Consider the following 16,241-nt stretch of genomic DNA (forward strand, 5'->3'; position numbering starts at 1 on the left):
CTCAGTTGATGAAACGTCCAAGCATGTAAACCCCGGCATAACCCAGTGTGTAGGCTGCGAGAAGGTGTGCAAGATACCGCATGTAGGCCGCAAAGGTCAGCCCCGGGATTTTGCTCATGGCCACTATCCCTGCGGCCGATCCAATCACCAGTAATGAGCCACCCACGCCGACCGCGTAAGTCAGTCCCATCCACTCGCCGGGGCTCATGTTGATGCCCGCCTTCAGCAGTGCTGCAGTCAGCGGTACGTTATCGATAACCGCCGAGAAAATGCCCATCAGGTAGTTGGCGTAAAGTGGCGGCAGAACGTCGTATATGGCCACCAGGGAATTGAGTGCATGAATCTCCTTGAGCATGCCCACCAGCAGCAGGATGCCCAGGAAAAACAGTAAGGTCTCAAATTCGATAATGCGGATGTATTCCAGAATCGGGTCCAGATCGGAGTCATCACTCATGAATCGCGACACCAGGAACATGATCGAGAGGCCAAACAGGAAGGTCAGTACCGGCGGGATGCTGAACAAGGCGTTGCCGGCAATGGTGCACAGGATTGTTAACAAAAACAGGCCGCCGATGATGGCGTCGACGGGCCGAACCGGGGTGGTGTTGGCGCGGAGTGTGATCGTCCCTGTCAGGCCTCCTGACAGGAAAAGGGCCAGGATAAAAACCGTGATCGAGGCCGGAATGGCCAGCGTCAGCAAGGTCAGTATTTCCACCTTGTCTGCCAGAAAAATCATCAGCGTAGTGACGTCTCCGGTGATCAGTGATACGCCTCCTGAGTTGACTGAAAAAACGACCAGGGTGACGAACTGGATTCGCTTTTTCAGCTCTAGATTCAGAGAAAGAATTAGTGAACATGAGACTAAAGTGGCGGTGATATTGTCTGCCAAAGAGGAGAAGATAAAGCAGAAAAGGCCAGTCAGGAACAGTAGCCTCCGTTCGCTCACCTGCTTCGGCATGATCAGATAAATGACGTTTTCGATCATGCCCTTCTTGTTCAGATAAGCAACGAAGGTCATGGCTGCAACAAGGAACAGCCATAGCCCCGCGATTTCGCCAATGCTTTCTGAGAGGCCTTCAGAGATGGCAGAGGTTTCTTTCGGGTTATCACTGAACAGAAACAGAAGCACCCAGCTCATGGTGCCAAAGAACAGTGTAACCTTGGCCTTGTTGATATGAATGACTTCTTCAAAGATGACGCCTAATAGCGCCAGAACCGCAAGAATAATCAGAATTACTTCAAGGGCAGACATTGGGAAATCCCGTCCTGGTTTAGGAATAAAGGCCGGAGCCGGCCGGGCCGATAATGCGGCCGGATTTTAGACCTTTGACCCGTAGCAAGCCACTGTTCGTAAAAGGGACCTGAAGCATCCAAACATCGGCAGCAGTCGAAAAAAACGAATCTATTGACAATCGCAATTTATTATTTCGGTCAAAATCGGGATAATCTCGCGCACATTCAGACCGGAAGCAGACGGCGGCGTCGTTTACCACCTCGCGCCCGGCCGGCTTCCGACAGGCCTTCTTGCTGATCGTGAGGGGGCGAAAAGCTCAACATTAGCTAGGGTGAAAACCAATGGCCGTTAGACAGGCAGACGTAGTGCTGGTCGGCGGTGGCGTCATGAGCGCCACTCTCGGTATGATGCTCAGGCAGCTGGATCCGTCCCTGGACATTGTCCTGGTGGAGCGTCTCGACCACGTTGCCCATGAAAGCACGGACGGATGGAACAATGCAGGCACCGGCCACGCCGGGTACTGCGAGCTCAACTACACTCCCGAAACCGACGATGGCGACGTCGCCATCGAACGCGCCCTGCAGATCAATGCCCAGTTCGAGGTTTCGCTGCAGCTCTGGTCGTATCTGGTTGAGCAGGGCATTTTGCCCGAGCCCACCAGCTTCATTAATCGTACGCCGCACCAGAGCTTTGTCTGGGGTGAGAAAGATGTGGCTTTCCTGAAACGCCGGTTCGAGCGTCTGAGTGCTCATCACCTGTTCCGTGAAATGGAATACACCGAGTCCCCGAACGACCTGGAAGAGTGGATGCCCCTGGTGGTCAAGAACCGGGACCCGATGCAGCGCGTGGCTGCCACCCGGATCAGGCACGGCTCGGACGTGGATTTTGGCTCCCTCACTCGCAGCATGGTGAAGTGGCTTGAAACCCAGCCCAACTTCGAGCTGATGACCAGCTGTCCCGTGCACTACATCGACCAGCGTGACAATGGCCGCTGGAAAGTGCGTGTCAAAAATCAGAAAACCGGAGAACTGACCAAGCTGGAAGCCGGCTTTGTGTTCCTGGGAGCTGGCGGTGGCGCGCTGCCACTGCTGCAGAAATCCGGTATTGATGAAGCCCGTGGCTACGGTGGTTTTCCGGTCAGTGGTCAGTGGCTGGTATGTCGTAAGCCGGATATCGTTGAGCAGCATCACTCCAAGGTCTACGGCAAGGCGCCGATCGGGGCGCCCCCGATGTCCGTGCCACACCTGGATACCCGCATCATCAACGGTGAGCCGGCATTGCTGTTCGGGCCCTTCGCGGGCTTTACCACCCGGTTTCTCAAGCAGGGCTCCATCTTTGATCTACTCGGTTCAGTGAAACCTACCAATCTGCGGCCAATGCTCTCGGTCAGCAAGAGTAATATGGACCTCACCCGCTACCTCATTGGCGAAGTGTTCCAGTCGCACCCGGACCGAATTGAATCACTGCGCAATTTCTTCCCTGAAGCGAAAGAGGAAGACTGGCAACTTCGGATGGCTGGCCAGCGGGTGCAGATTATCAAGCAGGTCGACGGTGGTGGCGGCAAGCTGGAATTCGGCACCGAAATTGTGGCGGCCAAAGATGGCACGCTGGCAGCATTGCTGGGGGCCTCGCCTGGAGCGTCCACGGCAGCCAATGCAATGATCAACGTTATCGAGCGCTGCTTCCCGGAGAAGATCAAGACGCCGGAATGGCAGGGGCGCATGAAGGAGCTGGTGCCGTCCTATGGCCAGTCCCTCGTGAATGATGAAGCGCTGCTGACCAAAGTGCGCGAACGGACCCTGTCTAGCCTGAAATTGGGCTGATATTCCCAAACGATCTAAGAAGATGGAAAGCACTGTGATTGCTGGATTCTCTCCAGGCAGCCACGGTGCTTTTTTTGGTGAGGTGGGTCACAAAATTTGCGATTTTGTGCTGTCCGCGTAGGGTTGTAAGGCTAACCCTTAGTAAAGGAGAGTCTATGACCGAGCAAAACTACAATCCTGAGAAAGGGTATATTGCGCTGTTGGGCTGGAGCCTGAATGCCATTGAAGCAGCCGACAAGTTCGACCGCCGTTACGTGGTCGTCGCCCCGGACTGGGCAGAAGCATACTGCACTGAGCACGACATCCCTTACGTGCCCTGGAACTTCGAGCGACTGAACGACCGTTCCGTCGAGATTGCCCATATCCTCCAGGATAAGGGAGTGGACGTCGCCATCCCGCTGTTTGAAGAGACCGTGGAGTGGGCCGGTGCCATCAACTCGGTGCTGATGGGCAATCCAAGGCTGTTTGGTCAGGCCATGTTGCTGCGCGACAAGGCACTGATGAAGCGGCGAGCCCAGCTGGGCGGTATTCGCGTGGGCATTTTTGAAGAAGCCCATGACCGCGATGACGTCATCCGGTTCCTGAAGCGGGTAAACCAGACCCTGCTGAAGCTGGACGGGGATCCCAACGATCCCATTCACCTCAAGGCCTTCGACAAGGCTGGCTGTCTGGGGCACCGGGTAATTCGAACCCCGGATGAAGTGGACACCATTCCTGATGAGGAATTTCCGGTACTGATGGAGTCCCACCTGGATGGCTGGGAGTTCGCTGTCGAGGCCTGGATTCACAACGGAAAGATCCGCTTCCTCAACATTTCCGAGTACGTCACTCTCGGTTATTCAGTGTTTGTGCCAGCCACGCCGGATCTGGAAAAATACCGCGCCCAGATCACCGCTGAGATTGAAAAGCTGATCAAGACCTTCGATATTGAATTCGGCTTTGTCCATCCGGAGTATTTCGTGACCAGCGACGGCACCATGTACTTTGGTGAGGTGGCCTACCGTCCGCCCGGCTTCAAGGTTTTTGAGCTGCTGGAACGGGCCTACGGTTTCAACGCCTACCAGGGCATGATTCTGGCTTTCGATCCGAAAACCACCGAAGAGGAAATCGCCGCCTTCTTCCCGAAAGAAGTGGTGGATGCCAAAGGTTACGCCGGCTGTTTCGGTGTTTACCCGCGTCGCCGCGTCGTCAGCCGTCTCGAGATTCCGGAAGAGACCGAGAATCACGAGTACTTTGAATCCCATGAACTGACGCCACCGGTGGAAGAGACCGTTACCAAGCGCACCGCGTTCGGTACCCACTGGGGACTGATTTATTTCTTCGGCGAAGACCCGTATGTCATGCGGGATCTGCTCAAACATCAGGAAGAACTCGATTTCTATGTATAATCGAGGCATGCATTAACGGAAAGGGTTTGATGCAGGCCCTGAGGAATCACGTTTGAGTGAAAATCAACCGGCCAGCCAGGCACCAGTGGTCAACTTTGACAAACTGGTGCAAAAACTGGACGAGTCCATCGTAGCGATGGAAGAGAGCCGGCCTTTTGCAAAGGCCGGCAAACTTCCCAAACTGTTTGATATTGCCCGGCGGGTGCTTTTGCAGCCGGACGGATGTCAGGCCATCGAAGCGCGAGCACAGCGGCTTGAAGAAGCCGGCGTGTTTGAAGGCACCGACTGGGCTGATCCCGCCACCCTTCTGCCGTCGCTCACCCCATATTCCCTGCAGAGCCAGAATGCCGACACCGTGGTGATCGAGGCCTTCAGTGAGCTCCGCCTGTTATCAGTCGCCCGGGGCAGATACCTGCATCCGAGCGTTTCGGCGGAGCAGGCCCATCACTATCTGACCCAGGTGCTGGCCATTAATCTGGGCCTGCTGTTCGGGATGACCGGTGAGGCAGAGCGGGAGCAGGGCAAACTGGCACGGATCAGTCAGTCCCTGGTTCAATATGTGGCAAGTCACATCGGCTATGAACACGTCATCGACAGCCTTATCGAGGAGATCTGGCGCATCCTTGAGCAACGGCCGATCCGGGTGAGTGATGTGCGCCGGATGATCACCCAGATTGCGATCTGCCGGGCAGATCCTAGTGCCGATCTGGGCGGTGCCGGCCGTGGTGCCGACCGGCTCATTTCGAGCCTGTACGGGCCAACAAGGGCCTGCAGTGAGGATCCCGGCACCACGGTGTACCAGGAACGGCTGGAGACCATGGACAATGCTGCGTTACAGAACGAAGCCACCGGTTTTGCCCGTTCCATGCACGACACCGGTCTGGTCTCGCCCTACCATGCCAGTTTCGTGCGGTTCATTCTGGAGGGGCAGGATTCCCTCTTGAGTGAGGCTCTGGGCTTGTCGAGCACCGGCCGGGATTGCCTGCTGTGTTACCGGGACCTGGTGCGTACCCTGATTGAAGAGTCCATTTTCCCAGAGACAGCCCAGGGCCTTTATGGCCTGGCCCTGCTATTGGAGCGTGGTATTCTCTACCAGCCTCCGGTGGCGCCGGCGCTCTGGCGCCAGGTAAGGCTGTCGGTTTGCCCCGAGGCCCGGGAGCGTCTGCAGTTTGCCTATGGCTATCAGCCCCAGCCCGCTGCCTGGCTGATGCAGGGCGTGATGAACATGCTGGGGCAGCCGCTGGGCGTGGGGCAGGGCAACAACCCCACTTGCCAGTCTGCCCGTGCATTGTCCATGTGGGCCTATAATGACCCGGATTACCTGTTGCAGATGGTCGCCTGGGCGGCCCGAGACAATGAAATTGTCATGCACTTCGAGGGCCAGCCGGTTTCCTCCGCCCGAAGCGGGGGTGGCGTGGCGTCGGAAGTGACTCTGGACCTAGACCCTGTCTCTCTTGTGGTAGTGCCGCACCTGGACCGAATCTACGCTGAGATGGGCCGCTTATGCGTCGGCCGTGAAGGTGACCCCCATAGATGGGTGAACCCTGAATTCCACGGCTGGTCCGCCGGTCGCGGGTTTGCCATCAATGTGGATGTGGCAACCGGCAAGCTCACTGACCTTGAAGGGTTTATCCGCCACTTTTATGCCAGTTACCATCCCTACTACAACGGCAATCAACCCCTGATACACCCCCAGCCGGCGGGTATCGCGGTTACCGACAGTGCCGCCCGGTTCATAGGCTGGCACGCCATTACCATTCTTCGGGTGACACTGGATCCGGAAGGTGAGATGCGGGTGTATTTCTTCAACCCGAACAATGACAGCGGCCAGAACTGGGGTGACGGAGTGCAGGTGAGTACCTCCGGTTGCGGCGAGCGTTTCGGGGAATCGTCACTGCCTTTTGAGATGTTCACTTCACGGCTTTACATCTTTCACTACGATCCACTGGAGCGGGGTGAGCCGGCAGGAGTGAACGAAGAAGAGCTTCGCCGCGTAACAGAGGGTGTGTATCGCAGCTGGGGTGCAGACCGGGTGCCCGCCGATGCATTACAGGCAGAGGCACCCATAATCGGTTGATCCCGAAACCGGCTGATCACCTGGAACTCATTGATCAAGAGGAAGGTCATGGCCAACGAGCATCATCCAGCCGGTAACGGAGCCGAGCTGTTTATCCGGGCGCTGGAAAATGAAGGCGTTCAATACATTTTCGCGGTGCCAGGCGAGGAAAATCTCGCGTTTCTCGAAGCCCTGAGAACCTCCAGCATCAATCTGGTGCTTAATCGCCACGAACAGGCGGCCGGCTTTATGGCGGCCACATACGGGCGTCTGACGGGCCGTGTGGGTGTTTGCCTCTCCACTCTGGGGCCCGGTGCCACCAACCTCGTTACCGCTGCTGCCTACGCCCAGCTGGGCGGCATGCCCATGATGATGATCTCAGGCCAGAAGCCGATCAAATCCTCAAAACAGGGCCTGTTCCAGATCCTGGATGTGGTGGATCTGATGCGGCCGCTGACCAAGTACACCCGGCAGATCACCAACGCCAATACCATCCCCGCCAAAGTGCGAGAAGCGTTTCGGTTGGCCTCGGAAGAGCGCCCGGGGGCGGTGCATCTGGAACTTCCGGAAGACATAGCAGCCGAGACGCCGGAATCTGATACCCACATCTTCAAGCCCAGCGATGCCCGCCGGCCCTCGGCCAGCCAGAAGAGTCTGGACATGGCCTGCGACATGCTGAGGGAAGCCAGGCACCCGCTGATCATGATCGGCGCGGGTGCCAACCGGAAGCGCGTATCCCAGGCGCTGCTTCACCTGATGAATGTTACGGGTATTCCGTTTTTTACCACCCAGATGGGCAAAGGCGTTGTGGATGAACGGCACCCCCGTTACCTGGGTAATGCCGCACTCTCTGCCGGCGATTTTGTCCACTGTGCCATCGACCGAGCCGATCTGGTGATCAACGTGGGCCACGATGTTGTGGAGAAACCACCGTTTTTCATGACCCCCGGCGGCAAGAAGGTGATTCATGTGAATTTCAGCGCGGCCGATGTGGACCCCGTCTACTTTCCCCAGCACGAAGTGGTGGGGGATATCGCCAACAGCGTGGAGTACATGGCGGAGCATTGTGGCCAGTGTGCCAACCATGATTTCACCCGCTTGATGGAGGTGAAACAGGCAGTGGATTCCCACTTGCAGGAGCGGGCCGAAGACCCCCGTTTTCCGGTGATTCCCCAGAGGATTGTCCATGACGTGCGACAGGTTATGCCGGAGGATGGCATCATCACGTTGGATAACGGCATGTACAAGCTCTGGTTTGCCCGCAATTACCCGGCTTACGACAACAACACCGTCTTGCTGGACAATGCCTTGGCATCCATGGGCGCCGGCCTGCCCAGCGGCATGATGGCCTCCATGCTGTATCCCGAACTCAAGGTGATGGCCATCTGCGGCGATGGCGGCTTCATGATGAACAGCCAGGAGCTGGAAACTGCAGTGCGCCTCAAGCTTAACCTGGTGGTACTGATTATCAGCGACAACGCCTACGGCATGATCAAGTGGAAGCAGGGGCAGGAGGGCTACACCGATTTTGGGCTGGACTACCGCAACCCTGATTTTGTTACCTACGCTCAATCCTACGGCGCCGAAGGGCATCGCATCACCCGGACAGAAGACCTGCGGTCTACTCTCGAAAACGCCCTCTCCGCAGGCGGAGTCCACCTGGTCGAAGTGCCGGTGGATTACAGCGAAAACCGCCGGGTCTTTGATGAGGAACTGGCGGAGCTGACCTGCCGGCTCTAGCTGCATCTGGCCTCTGCCGTTTGCCCGGTCAGAAAAACAGGGTGATCCCGGATGAGAGCTCGATGTTGTGAGTGAGCTGTGACTGGCGAATAAGGTCACTTTTGAACATGTGATCCCGGAAATCAACATGCACTGTCAGCCAGTCCAGCAACACAATTCTGAACCCGGTGCCGAGCGTCGTGGTGAAATTGTTTTCCCCCCCGAAATCGGTGTTTCCAACACCTCCTACCAGATAAAAGGCCGAGTTGAAGGCCAGCGAGTCGCTGAAAAAGATCTCGCCTGGAAAGATGTTATAGCCCACCAGAAAATCGTAATAGCTGTATTGGCGATCGGAGTCCGTCAGCAGGCGTACGTTGCTTCCACTGAGTTCCTCGAATGACGTCAGGCCTGCCTCGGTAAAGCCATAGTTGAACTGCAGAAAGAAGTCCTCGGTGGCGTGGAAGGCCGCGCTGACGCCCAGTAGCGGCTCGCTGCTGAAGTTGTCAATAGTCATCAGCCCGCCAAAGGCGCCAATCTCGAAGAATTCTGCGTCAATATCCGCTTCCCGGATGGCGCGCGGTTCTACTTCGGGTGCGATGACCTGAACAGGTGCCGGTTTTGTCGCTCCTCCAGGCTCTTCGGCTGCCGCCAACGGCGGCAGCGCAATTGAGCATGCCAGTAACAGTGCCTTGCCAGACCGTTTGCCAGCCAGCGCCGGCATTAAAAGAAGGTGTTCAATCCGATTTTCCATTCACTTAAACCCGTACTGTCTGAATTGGAAGATACCGAGTACAGGCGGTACTCGGCCCGAACAAGGAAGTTGCGTCCGATGTAGTAACTGAGACCTCCGCCAAACGTAAGTGCGTCGGCGTCGCCCAGGTCGCTCAGTAGCACTTTCTGGCGAGCATCGAAGGAAAAACGCGAGACGCCCATCAGGGCGTAGGGTGTCAGGTTCCAGCGATGAAACGGCTCGATAATTACGTTGGCGCTATAGTAGTCACTGGTTACAGACCGGTTGTAAATCTTGCCAGCTTCAAGTTCGGCTCCCATCCAGGTGAGGGGGCGGTAGCCAACCGCCAGACTGAAGCTTGTAGATTTTTCAAACAGACCGGTCGTGAAGCCAACCCGCCAGTTTGACGCCAGGTACTCACCATGCCCGACTTCAGGAAGGTCTGCAGGAAGTCCGGTTGGCTGAAGTGTGTGGCCCAGTTGTGCGGCTTTGGTCCAGCCTTCCTCACCTGACACGGAGCGCACCTTGTACCAGTTCGTTTTGCGTTTCAGCAGTTCAACCTGCTCGCCTTTCTCTATCACGTGAAACACCGGGTAGCCACGGCCTGGCGCTGTGTGAAGCTCAATGAACGGGTCGACTACCTCAAGCACTACACCGTCTTCATCGAAGCCGGTCTGAGCATCTGCCTGGCCTACTGAAACGGTCAGCAAAAGCAGAGAGAAAAGCACACCCCGACCGAGGCTTCCCGAAAACAGGGAATAAAGTCCGATGTTCTTGTCTGTGATGGCGTTCATAGCTTTGAAACCGATGCTCTTTGTCTGTGTAAAATAATGTTAAACAATGTAAAGAACTGTTTTTATTGAAAAAAAAGTGATCCGCGATGGAACTCTGACGAGCGCGCCGGCGTTCAGCAATGGCCCACGCTCAATTTCGCGAAGGAAGTCTCATAAATAGAATCGAAAAGAAAATGATTCGATTTATCAGAAAAGATCTGTGCTAGCGTATTTAACAATGTTTAACGAATGAAGCGAATCCCAGGAAAACTGGCCGTCCGAGAATAAATGAGCCGTGAACACAAGAGCTCTCCGGGCAGAGTCAGCCAACTCAAAAGTCCGTCCCCTGATTGTTCATGGTTATTGGTCAGCGCTAAACGGGCGTTCTGGCTCAGGAGCACGATGGTGACTTTTCAAAAGCAGGGATCTGGTCGCAAGCCAGCAAACATCAAATCATGCAGAGCGCCATCCGTTTTTCTGGCGGTGGTTCTGTTCGTGGTCTGGGGTGGCCAGGCAGTGGCCAGAGAAGAAGCGGCCGGGGCCGCCGGCCAAGTGGGCTCTGGTGCGCCCTCGGCAACCCTCGACCAGATTATCGAAACGCCACTATCGGTTCGCAAGAGCCGTGAGCGGGCGCAGCGTGCCGTGAATGAACTGTCCCGGGAGATTCAGGATCTGAAGCAGTCCGTGGTGGTTTTGAATAAGGACCTGCGGGTTCTCGAAGAGAACCTGTTGTTTCCGGCGAATACCCGTTTCCATGTATTCCTGTCTCTGGATGTTGGTGAGTTTTTTCGACTGGAAGGCGTTGAGCTGCGACTGGATAACGAAACCGTTACCTCCTACCTGTACAGCGAAGAGGAGCGCCAGGCTCTTGCCAAGGGCGGGATGCACCGTCTGCATCTGGGCAACGTCAGCGCTGGTGAGCACACGCTGTCGGGGTTCTTTATCGGACAGGGACCCAATGGGCGTGAGTATAAGCGGGGCAGTAGTCTGCGCTTTACCAAGGGTCAGGGTCCGAAGTATGTCGAGCTGAGCATCGCTGATTCCGAAGCACGGCAGCAGCCGGAATTCACCGTTCGGGAGTGGTAAGCCATGTTGTCTCGTCACTCCGCCAGCCGCGCCCTCCGGCAAGTAATTCTGGGTCTGACCATCGGTGTGTTGACTGGCCAGAGCAGCATGACATTGGCCGTTACGGAAGTGCATGACCTGAAGTATGGCGCCATTCTTTTCGAGTTTTACCAGCAGAACTATTTTGAAGCGCTGGTGGAATACGCATGGGCAGAGGAGCACGGCGGTATCCAGAACCACGGTACCTATCCGGAACTGCTCAAGGGCGGCGTCAGTCTCTCCTATGGCCTCGATACCCAGGCCGAGGAAATCTTCACTCGCGTTGCTCGCGGCAACCTGACTGAGGAAGTCCGCAACCGGGCCTGGTTCTACCTGGGGAAAATGCAGTACCTGCGGGGCGATACCAGCGCCGCAGCCCATAACCTCGGTAATGTTCATGGCGGGCTGCCGGAGGCTGTTGATTCCGAGTACCGCTATCTCGCTGCGCTGGTCAATGTGAAGCTTGGTTACTTCTCGGCAGCGGAGTCCGTTGCCGACAGCATCGATACCGATAGTCCGTTTGCACCCTATTTTTATTTCAACCTCGCCATTGCTTTTGGTGCCCAGCAAGCGCCAGACCGAGCCATTGCTGCTCTGGAAAAGGTCATCGACCTGAACGATGGCAGTGAAGAGCTGCGGCGGCTGGCGGACCGTGCCCGAATGGCCCTTTCCTTTCTGTACGCGGGTCGCGACGACCAGACCAGTGCGGGTGTGCAGTTGTCCCGGATAAGCAGCACCGGGGCCTACTCCAACCGTGGCTTGCTTGGGGCGAGCTGGATGGCCATTAACGACGGTGCCTTCCGGGATGCGCTGGGTCCCCTGGACGTGCTCGCGAAACGCTCCATCTCGCTGCCGGAAGTTCAGGAGGCCATCCTCCTGCAGCCCCATGTCTACGAACAGCTGGGGCTGAACGGCCGTGCGGCTCAGGGCTTTATCGAGGCTGACAGAAAATTCCGTGATGCCCTGGACTGGCTCGACAAAGCGAGGCGGTCCCTGGATCAGGCCGATGTGATGGAGCTGTTTGTCCGCAATCTTGACGAGGTGCTTGGAGAGAGCGACTGGTTTGGGCGGGCTCCGTCGGTGTCGGTGAATTACCTGTCACCGTTCCTGGTGGAGTTGATGTCCGATCACAGTTTCCAGTCCCTGCTCAAGGATCTGCGGGATTTGTACGCCATTCGAAACAACCTGGAGCGTTGGCAGGCTCGCCGGGACGATTTTGACGTAATTCTGGCCGCAAGGGCGAGGAGCCTGGATGGGGGTAGCCACCGCACGGGAATGGCCTCGCTCCGGGGCCAACTGAAAGAGAGCCGTCAACAGTACCAGATATTGTCCAAGCGACTGATGGAACTTGCTCCTGAAGACCGTGAAACGCTCCAGTGGCGATTGGAGGACCTCGCCTTTGATATAAGCCGTGGCGAACAGATGCTGGAGGCTGTGAGTGGCGCTCAAACCATTACTGACGGTGTGCGTTTCGAGCAGGCGGTGGTTCAGATGATGGCGCAGGTTGATGCGCGGTTGGTTCGGACGGAAGGTCTGATCGCTCAGTTGGAAGACGTCATGCTCACGCTGGTGTCCACCGAGCTGGATATCCATGAACAGAGACTGAAGCAGTACCAGGTTGAAGCCCAGTTGGCCAAAGTCCGGATTCTTGACCGTTCCTTGCAGTCCCTCGATGGGACTGAGACGGAGGCAGCATCTGCAGCTGACGAAGAAGGGGATGACCATGCGATCTAGGATTCTATGGCTTGCGCTGTTGGTCAGTGGATGCGCCAGTTTCGACGATGGCGCAACCATCGGGACCATACAGGACAGCCACCAGCCCCTGGCAGACATACCATTGCCCCGTGTCATGCACGAGGACGTTCGCCGGGAGTATCGCGAACTGCTGAAAACCATTGAAGACCGGGAACTCAAGGAGCAGATTGAGCGCCGTATTGCCAGCGTTTATATGCTCGAAGGTGATTATAACCAGCTCCGGGGCGTATTGCCGGGCGATACGGGCTATTTCCCGGATGCCATTGTCGCTTATCAGGAACTGCTGCAGAAATACCCGGACTCTGACGAAAATGCCGAGGCCATGTACCAGCTGGCCAAGGCCTATGATCTCGATGGACGCGATCAGGACGCGAAAATCGTTCTGGAGCAGTTCATCCAGGATCATCCTCATTCAGAGCGGTTGGCCGAAGTCTATTTCCGGAAGGGCGATATTCATTTCCGCCATGAAGAGTATGAAAACGCAGAACAGGCTTATCGGGCGGTCATCGCCCTGGGAAACGATTCTGCGTTCCTCAACAACTCCTACTACCTGTTGGGCTGGTCCCAGTACAAACTGTCGGATTACGACAACAGCCTGATGGCATTTTCGCAGGTTCTGGACCGGCTGGTGCCGGCCGACGGGAAAATCGAGAAACTGGATAACGTAAACCGTTCCCTGGTTGACGATACGTTGCGGATCATGAGTGTCGGCCTGGCTTATGCCGGAGGCGCTTCGAAGATTGACAGCATGTTCGCCCGCCGCCCGGAGAGTGCGAAATACACCTGGATCCTTTACTCAAGTCTGGGCAAGCACTATCTCGAGAAACAGCGTTATGAGGATTCTGCGTCCTCATTTCGGGCGTTCGTGGTGCAGAACCCGGATTCTGACAGGGCACCGGAAATGCACGCGGACATGATCCGTGCTTATGTGGATGGCGAGTTCTCCCAGCAGGTCCTGCCCGAGAAAGAGAGCTATGTCCGGAACTATGGCATCCGCTCCGAGTTCTGGAAGACCAAGCCGGCAGACATCCGGGCCAAGGTTATACCCAATCTCAAAACCTACATTGATGAACTGGCCCGGCACTACCATGCCACCGGACAACGCCTGAAGCGCGAGCTGGCAGAAGGTGCGGCCTCAGCTGCCGGTCAGGTCGCCAGCGTTGCGGAACAGCGCACCAGTTTCCTGAAAGCCGCCGAATTCTACGGTGAGTTTGAGCAGACTTTCCCGAACGACCCGAAAGTGCCGGAAATGGTTTATATGCGTGCGGAAGCGGCCTTCGATGGCGGCGACTACCCGACTGCAATCACGCACTACGAGCGTACGGCATACGAGTTCAATAGCTCCGGGTTCGGAGCCGACGCGGGTTACGCCGCCATCATTGCCTACCAGAAAGAAGCCGAGCGTCTGATGGCGGAGACAGGGGAGGGCAGTGAACAGCTTCGCGCCTGGCGTAGCAAAGGCGTCGACAGCCAGTTGCGCTTTGTTCAGGCTTTCCGGGACGACGAGCGTTCCGGTGCAGTACTGGCCAAAACCTCTGAGGAACTCTTTGCCCTGGGTCGGTATGAAAAAGCCCTCGAAGTGGCCACCGGCATCGTCAGCCGGGAGGGTAATGTGGACCGGGAGCTCAATCGCACGGCCTGGGGGGTCATCGCTCACAGTCAGTTCGAATTGGGTGATTTCCCGGCGGCCGAGGCCGGTTATCGCAACCAGCTTCGATACATCGACACCGCTGACAAGCAGTATGGCGAAATTTCCGAGCGTATGGCGGTCACCATCTACAAGCAGGGTGAACAAGCTCTGGAGGCCAAAGACCTCGCCGGCGCCGTGGAACAGTTCCTTCGCATCAAGGAGGAGGCTCCCAATACCGATGTCCGGGTGATTGCCCAGTTTGATGCCGCGACCCACCTCATGACACTGGAAGACTGGGACCCGGCTTTGGCAGAGATGAACGAGCTGCGCCGCCTGTTCCCGAACCACAAGCTGGCGGCAGACCTGCCCCAGAAGATCGCCTGGGCCTACGAGCAGGACGAACAATGGCAAAAGGCCGCGCGTGAGTACGAGTCCATCTATCGAAGCGATGCCAGGGCCAGTGTTCGGAGGGATGCACTGTTTCTCTCCGCCGAGCTGTATGAAAAGGCTGGCGACCAGGAGCAGGCACTCACCTACTTCAAGAAATGGGCATTCGATTATGAAGAACCATTTGATACCCGGATGGAAGCCCGTTACCACGTGGCTTACCTATACAAGCGTATGGATGACCTGAACCGTCATTTGTACTGGCTGCGCCGGGTGATCGACGGTCACAACAAGGCGCCATCCGGCTGGCAGAGTGACCGCTCTGCCTGGCTGGCGGCCTGGGCGAACAATGAATATGGCGATTACTGGCGCACTGAATTTGACCGGGTCCGGCTTCGTCATCCTCTGAACAAGAGTATTCCGCGCAAGAACGAAAAGCTGAAGAACGCGCTGGATCGTTACCAGCAGGCGGTTGACTACAGCGTTCTGGATCAGACCACGCGCGCGACTTTCAATATCGCTGATTTATATGGGCAGTTCGCCCGGGAGCTTATGGATGCTCCCAAGCCTAAAGGCTTGAGTGAACTTGAAGCCATGCAATACGAGCTGGTGCTCGAAGAGCAGGCGATTCCCTTTGAAGATCTCGCGATTGAAGTGCATCAGGCGAACATCGAACGCTCCTGGGGCGGCATGTTCAATCCCTGGATTGAACGAAGCTTTGGGGCGATGGCGAAGCTGAATCCAGCTCGATTCGACAAACAGGAAGTACAGGTGGCGTATGGCGATGGTATCCGTTAATCCCGTGCGTGCGGGCGCATTGATCACCGCACTCATGCTCTCCGGTTGCGCCGGGCTGGGTTCAATGGGCAATTCCACAACCGCTCCGGAAAAACCGGGAAAGGACCTTGTTTCCCCGGTTGCCCAAACCAGCGACGTGCCGGAACCGGAGCACCAATACCTGCCGCAGCAGGCCTACGACGCCCAGGGTAAGAAAGTGGAGTATGTACCGGTGCCAAACCCTTACACCGCCGCGCCTGATGCTGTGCCACCGGCTGTGGTTACCCGCTTCCAGGATGCCAGCGAGCTGATGGCGGAAGAACAGTACAGGGATGCTCGCAAGGCTTTTGAGTCCATCACCCGCGATTACCCGGAATTGTCGGGGCCGTGGGTCAAGTTGGGTGAGTTAGCGGAGATTGGAGAACGGATGGAGCGGGCCGAGAAATCCTACCGCAAGGCGCTCGAGGTCAATCCCGATAACGTCAATGCCTACCTCGCTCTGGCCCTGTTTCAGCGCCGCACGGGAGACTTTGCCGGTGCCCGGAAAACCTATCTGTCGGCACTTGAGATCTGGAAGGATTTTCCGGAAGCCCATCTGAATCTGGCGATTCTGAACGACCTCTACATGAACCAACCCGAGCAGGCACAGCCCCACTACGAGGCATACCAGTTCCTGGTTGGGGGCGACGATGAAAGAGTTGCCGACTGGCTGGTGGAGGTCCGGCGCCGCACCGGTATTGAAACCAGCTTCATCGATAATCCGCCACCGCCGCCCGAAAATACCGGGGAGGCAGCAAGTTCCGAGCCGATGGCAGCGGACAAAGGTACGGCGTCAGAACAAACCGAAGAGAAGGGCTAGGAGGCC

General features: G+C 56.8%; 11 protein-coding genes. 8 read left to right on the forward strand and 3 right to left on the reverse strand.

Annotated elements, in window-relative coordinates; genetic code table 11:
- Position 1 precedes the first annotated feature (1 nt).
- Positions 2-1,252 carry a sodium:proton antiporter NhaD gene (nhaD, locus tag ACN0XM_RS13130; protein ID WP_417567385.1) on the reverse strand — a complete coding sequence of 417 codons (1,251 nt, stop codon included), beginning with the start codon at positions 1,250-1,252 and terminating at the stop codon, positions 2-4.
- Positions 1,253-1,575: 323 nt separating this feature from the next.
- On the opposite strand from nhaD, the gene mqo reads away from it, so the two are divergent.
- From mqo to ACN0XM_RS13150, 4 genes are all read left to right on the forward strand, one after another.
- Positions 1,576-3,057 carry a malate dehydrogenase (quinone) gene (gene mqo / locus ACN0XM_RS13135; protein ID WP_417567386.1) on the forward strand — a complete coding sequence of 494 codons (1,482 nt, stop codon included), beginning with the start codon at positions 1,576-1,578 and terminating at the stop codon, positions 3,055-3,057.
- A gap of 155 nt (positions 3,058-3,212) precedes the next feature.
- The gene (locus ACN0XM_RS13140) at positions 3,213-4,445 is read left to right on the forward strand and encodes an ATP-grasp domain-containing protein (protein WP_417567387.1); all 1,233 of its coding nucleotides are present in this window, start codon (positions 3,213-3,215) and stop codon (positions 4,443-4,445) included.
- Between the two features lie 136 nt (positions 4,446-4,581).
- Positions 4,582-6,522, forward strand: a complete 1,941-nt coding sequence (locus ACN0XM_RS13145; protein ID WP_417567424.1) for a hypothetical protein — start codon at positions 4,582-4,584, stop codon at positions 6,520-6,522.
- Positions 6,523-6,570: 48 nt separating this feature from the next.
- Entirely contained in the window at positions 6,571-8,241 is a 1,671-nt protein-coding gene (locus ACN0XM_RS13150) for an acetolactate synthase large subunit (RefSeq protein WP_417567388.1), read from the forward strand.
- Between the two features lie 28 nt (positions 8,242-8,269).
- Here ACN0XM_RS13150 and ACN0XM_RS13155 read toward each other — a convergent pair whose 3' ends face one another.
- Positions 8,270-8,971, reverse strand: a complete 702-nt coding sequence (locus tag ACN0XM_RS13155; RefSeq protein ID WP_417567389.1) for an outer membrane beta-barrel domain-containing protein — start codon at positions 8,969-8,971, stop codon at positions 8,270-8,272.
- Complete coding sequence (locus ACN0XM_RS13160; RefSeq protein ID WP_417567390.1) at positions 8,941-9,744, reverse strand: SH3 domain-containing protein; 804 nt, start codon at positions 9,742-9,744, stop codon at positions 8,941-8,943. Before ACN0XM_RS13160 ends, ACN0XM_RS13155 begins: the two co-directional genes overlap by 31 nt.
- Positions 9,745-10,125: 381 nt before the next feature.
- Between ACN0XM_RS13160 and ACN0XM_RS13165 the strand changes: the two genes are divergently transcribed.
- From ACN0XM_RS13165 to ACN0XM_RS13180, 4 genes are read left to right on the forward strand one after another with little or no spacing between them, the layout of a single operon-like run.
- A complete protein-coding gene (locus tag ACN0XM_RS13165) occupies positions 10,126-10,809 on the forward strand; it encodes a hypothetical protein (protein ID WP_417567391.1) in 684 nt (227 codons plus the stop codon).
- Positions 10,810-10,812: 3 nt separating this feature from the next.
- Complete coding sequence (locus ACN0XM_RS13170) at positions 10,813-12,561, forward strand: hypothetical protein (RefSeq protein WP_417567392.1); 1,749 nt, start codon at positions 10,813-10,815, stop codon at positions 12,559-12,561.
- Positions 12,551-15,397 (forward strand): tetratricopeptide repeat protein, encoded by a 2,847-nt coding sequence (locus ACN0XM_RS13175; RefSeq protein ID WP_417567393.1) that lies wholly within the window; start codon positions 12,551-12,553, stop codon positions 15,395-15,397. Before ACN0XM_RS13170 ends, ACN0XM_RS13175 begins: the two co-directional genes overlap by 11 nt.
- Complete coding sequence (locus ACN0XM_RS13180) at positions 15,378-16,235, forward strand: tetratricopeptide repeat protein (protein ID WP_417567394.1); 858 nt, start codon at positions 15,378-15,380, stop codon at positions 16,233-16,235. Before ACN0XM_RS13175 ends, ACN0XM_RS13180 begins: the two co-directional genes overlap by 20 nt.
- The last annotated feature ends 6 nt before the right edge of the window (positions 16,236-16,241 follow it).

The organism is Marinobacter sp., from assembly GCF_048269445.1.
In the GTDB taxonomy this organism is placed as follows: domain Bacteria; phylum Pseudomonadota; class Gammaproteobacteria; order Pseudomonadales; family Oleiphilaceae; genus Marinobacter.

What these genes read in the sequence shown, in the direction of transcription:
- ACN0XM_RS13160 (WP_417567390.1), bottom strand. Translation starts at nt 9,744, where the DNA reads ATGAACGCCATCACAGACAAGAACATCGGACTTTATTCCCTGTTTTCG.
- mqo (WP_417567386.1), top strand. Translation starts at nt 1,576, where the DNA reads ATGGCCGTTAGACAGGCAGACGTAGTGCTGGTCGGCGGTGGCGTCATG.
- ACN0XM_RS13180 (WP_417567394.1), top strand. Translation starts at nt 15,378, where the DNA reads ATGGCGATGGTATCCGTTAATCCCGTGCGTGCGGGCGCATTGATCACC.
- ACN0XM_RS13140 (WP_417567387.1), top strand. Translation starts at nt 3,213, where the DNA reads ATGACCGAGCAAAACTACAATCCTGAGAAAGGGTATATTGCGCTGTTG.
- nhaD (WP_417567385.1), bottom strand. Translation starts at nt 1,252, where the DNA reads ATGTCTGCCCTTGAAGTAATTCTGATTATTCTTGCGGTTCTGGCGCTA.
- ACN0XM_RS13145 (WP_417567424.1), top strand. Translation starts at nt 4,582, where the DNA reads ATGGAAGAGAGCCGGCCTTTTGCAAAGGCCGGCAAACTTCCCAAACTG.
- ACN0XM_RS13170 (WP_417567392.1), top strand. Translation starts at nt 10,813, where the DNA reads ATGTTGTCTCGTCACTCCGCCAGCCGCGCCCTCCGGCAAGTAATTCTG.
- ACN0XM_RS13150 (WP_417567388.1), top strand. Translation starts at nt 6,571, where the DNA reads ATGGCCAACGAGCATCATCCAGCCGGTAACGGAGCCGAGCTGTTTATC.
- ACN0XM_RS13165 (WP_417567391.1), top strand. Translation starts at nt 10,126, where the DNA reads ATGGTGACTTTTCAAAAGCAGGGATCTGGTCGCAAGCCAGCAAACATC.
- ACN0XM_RS13175 (WP_417567393.1), top strand. Translation starts at nt 12,551, where the DNA reads ATGCGATCTAGGATTCTATGGCTTGCGCTGTTGGTCAGTGGATGCGCC.
- ACN0XM_RS13155 (WP_417567389.1), bottom strand. Translation starts at nt 8,971, where the DNA reads ATGGAAAATCGGATTGAACACCTTCTTTTAATGCCGGCGCTGGCTGGC.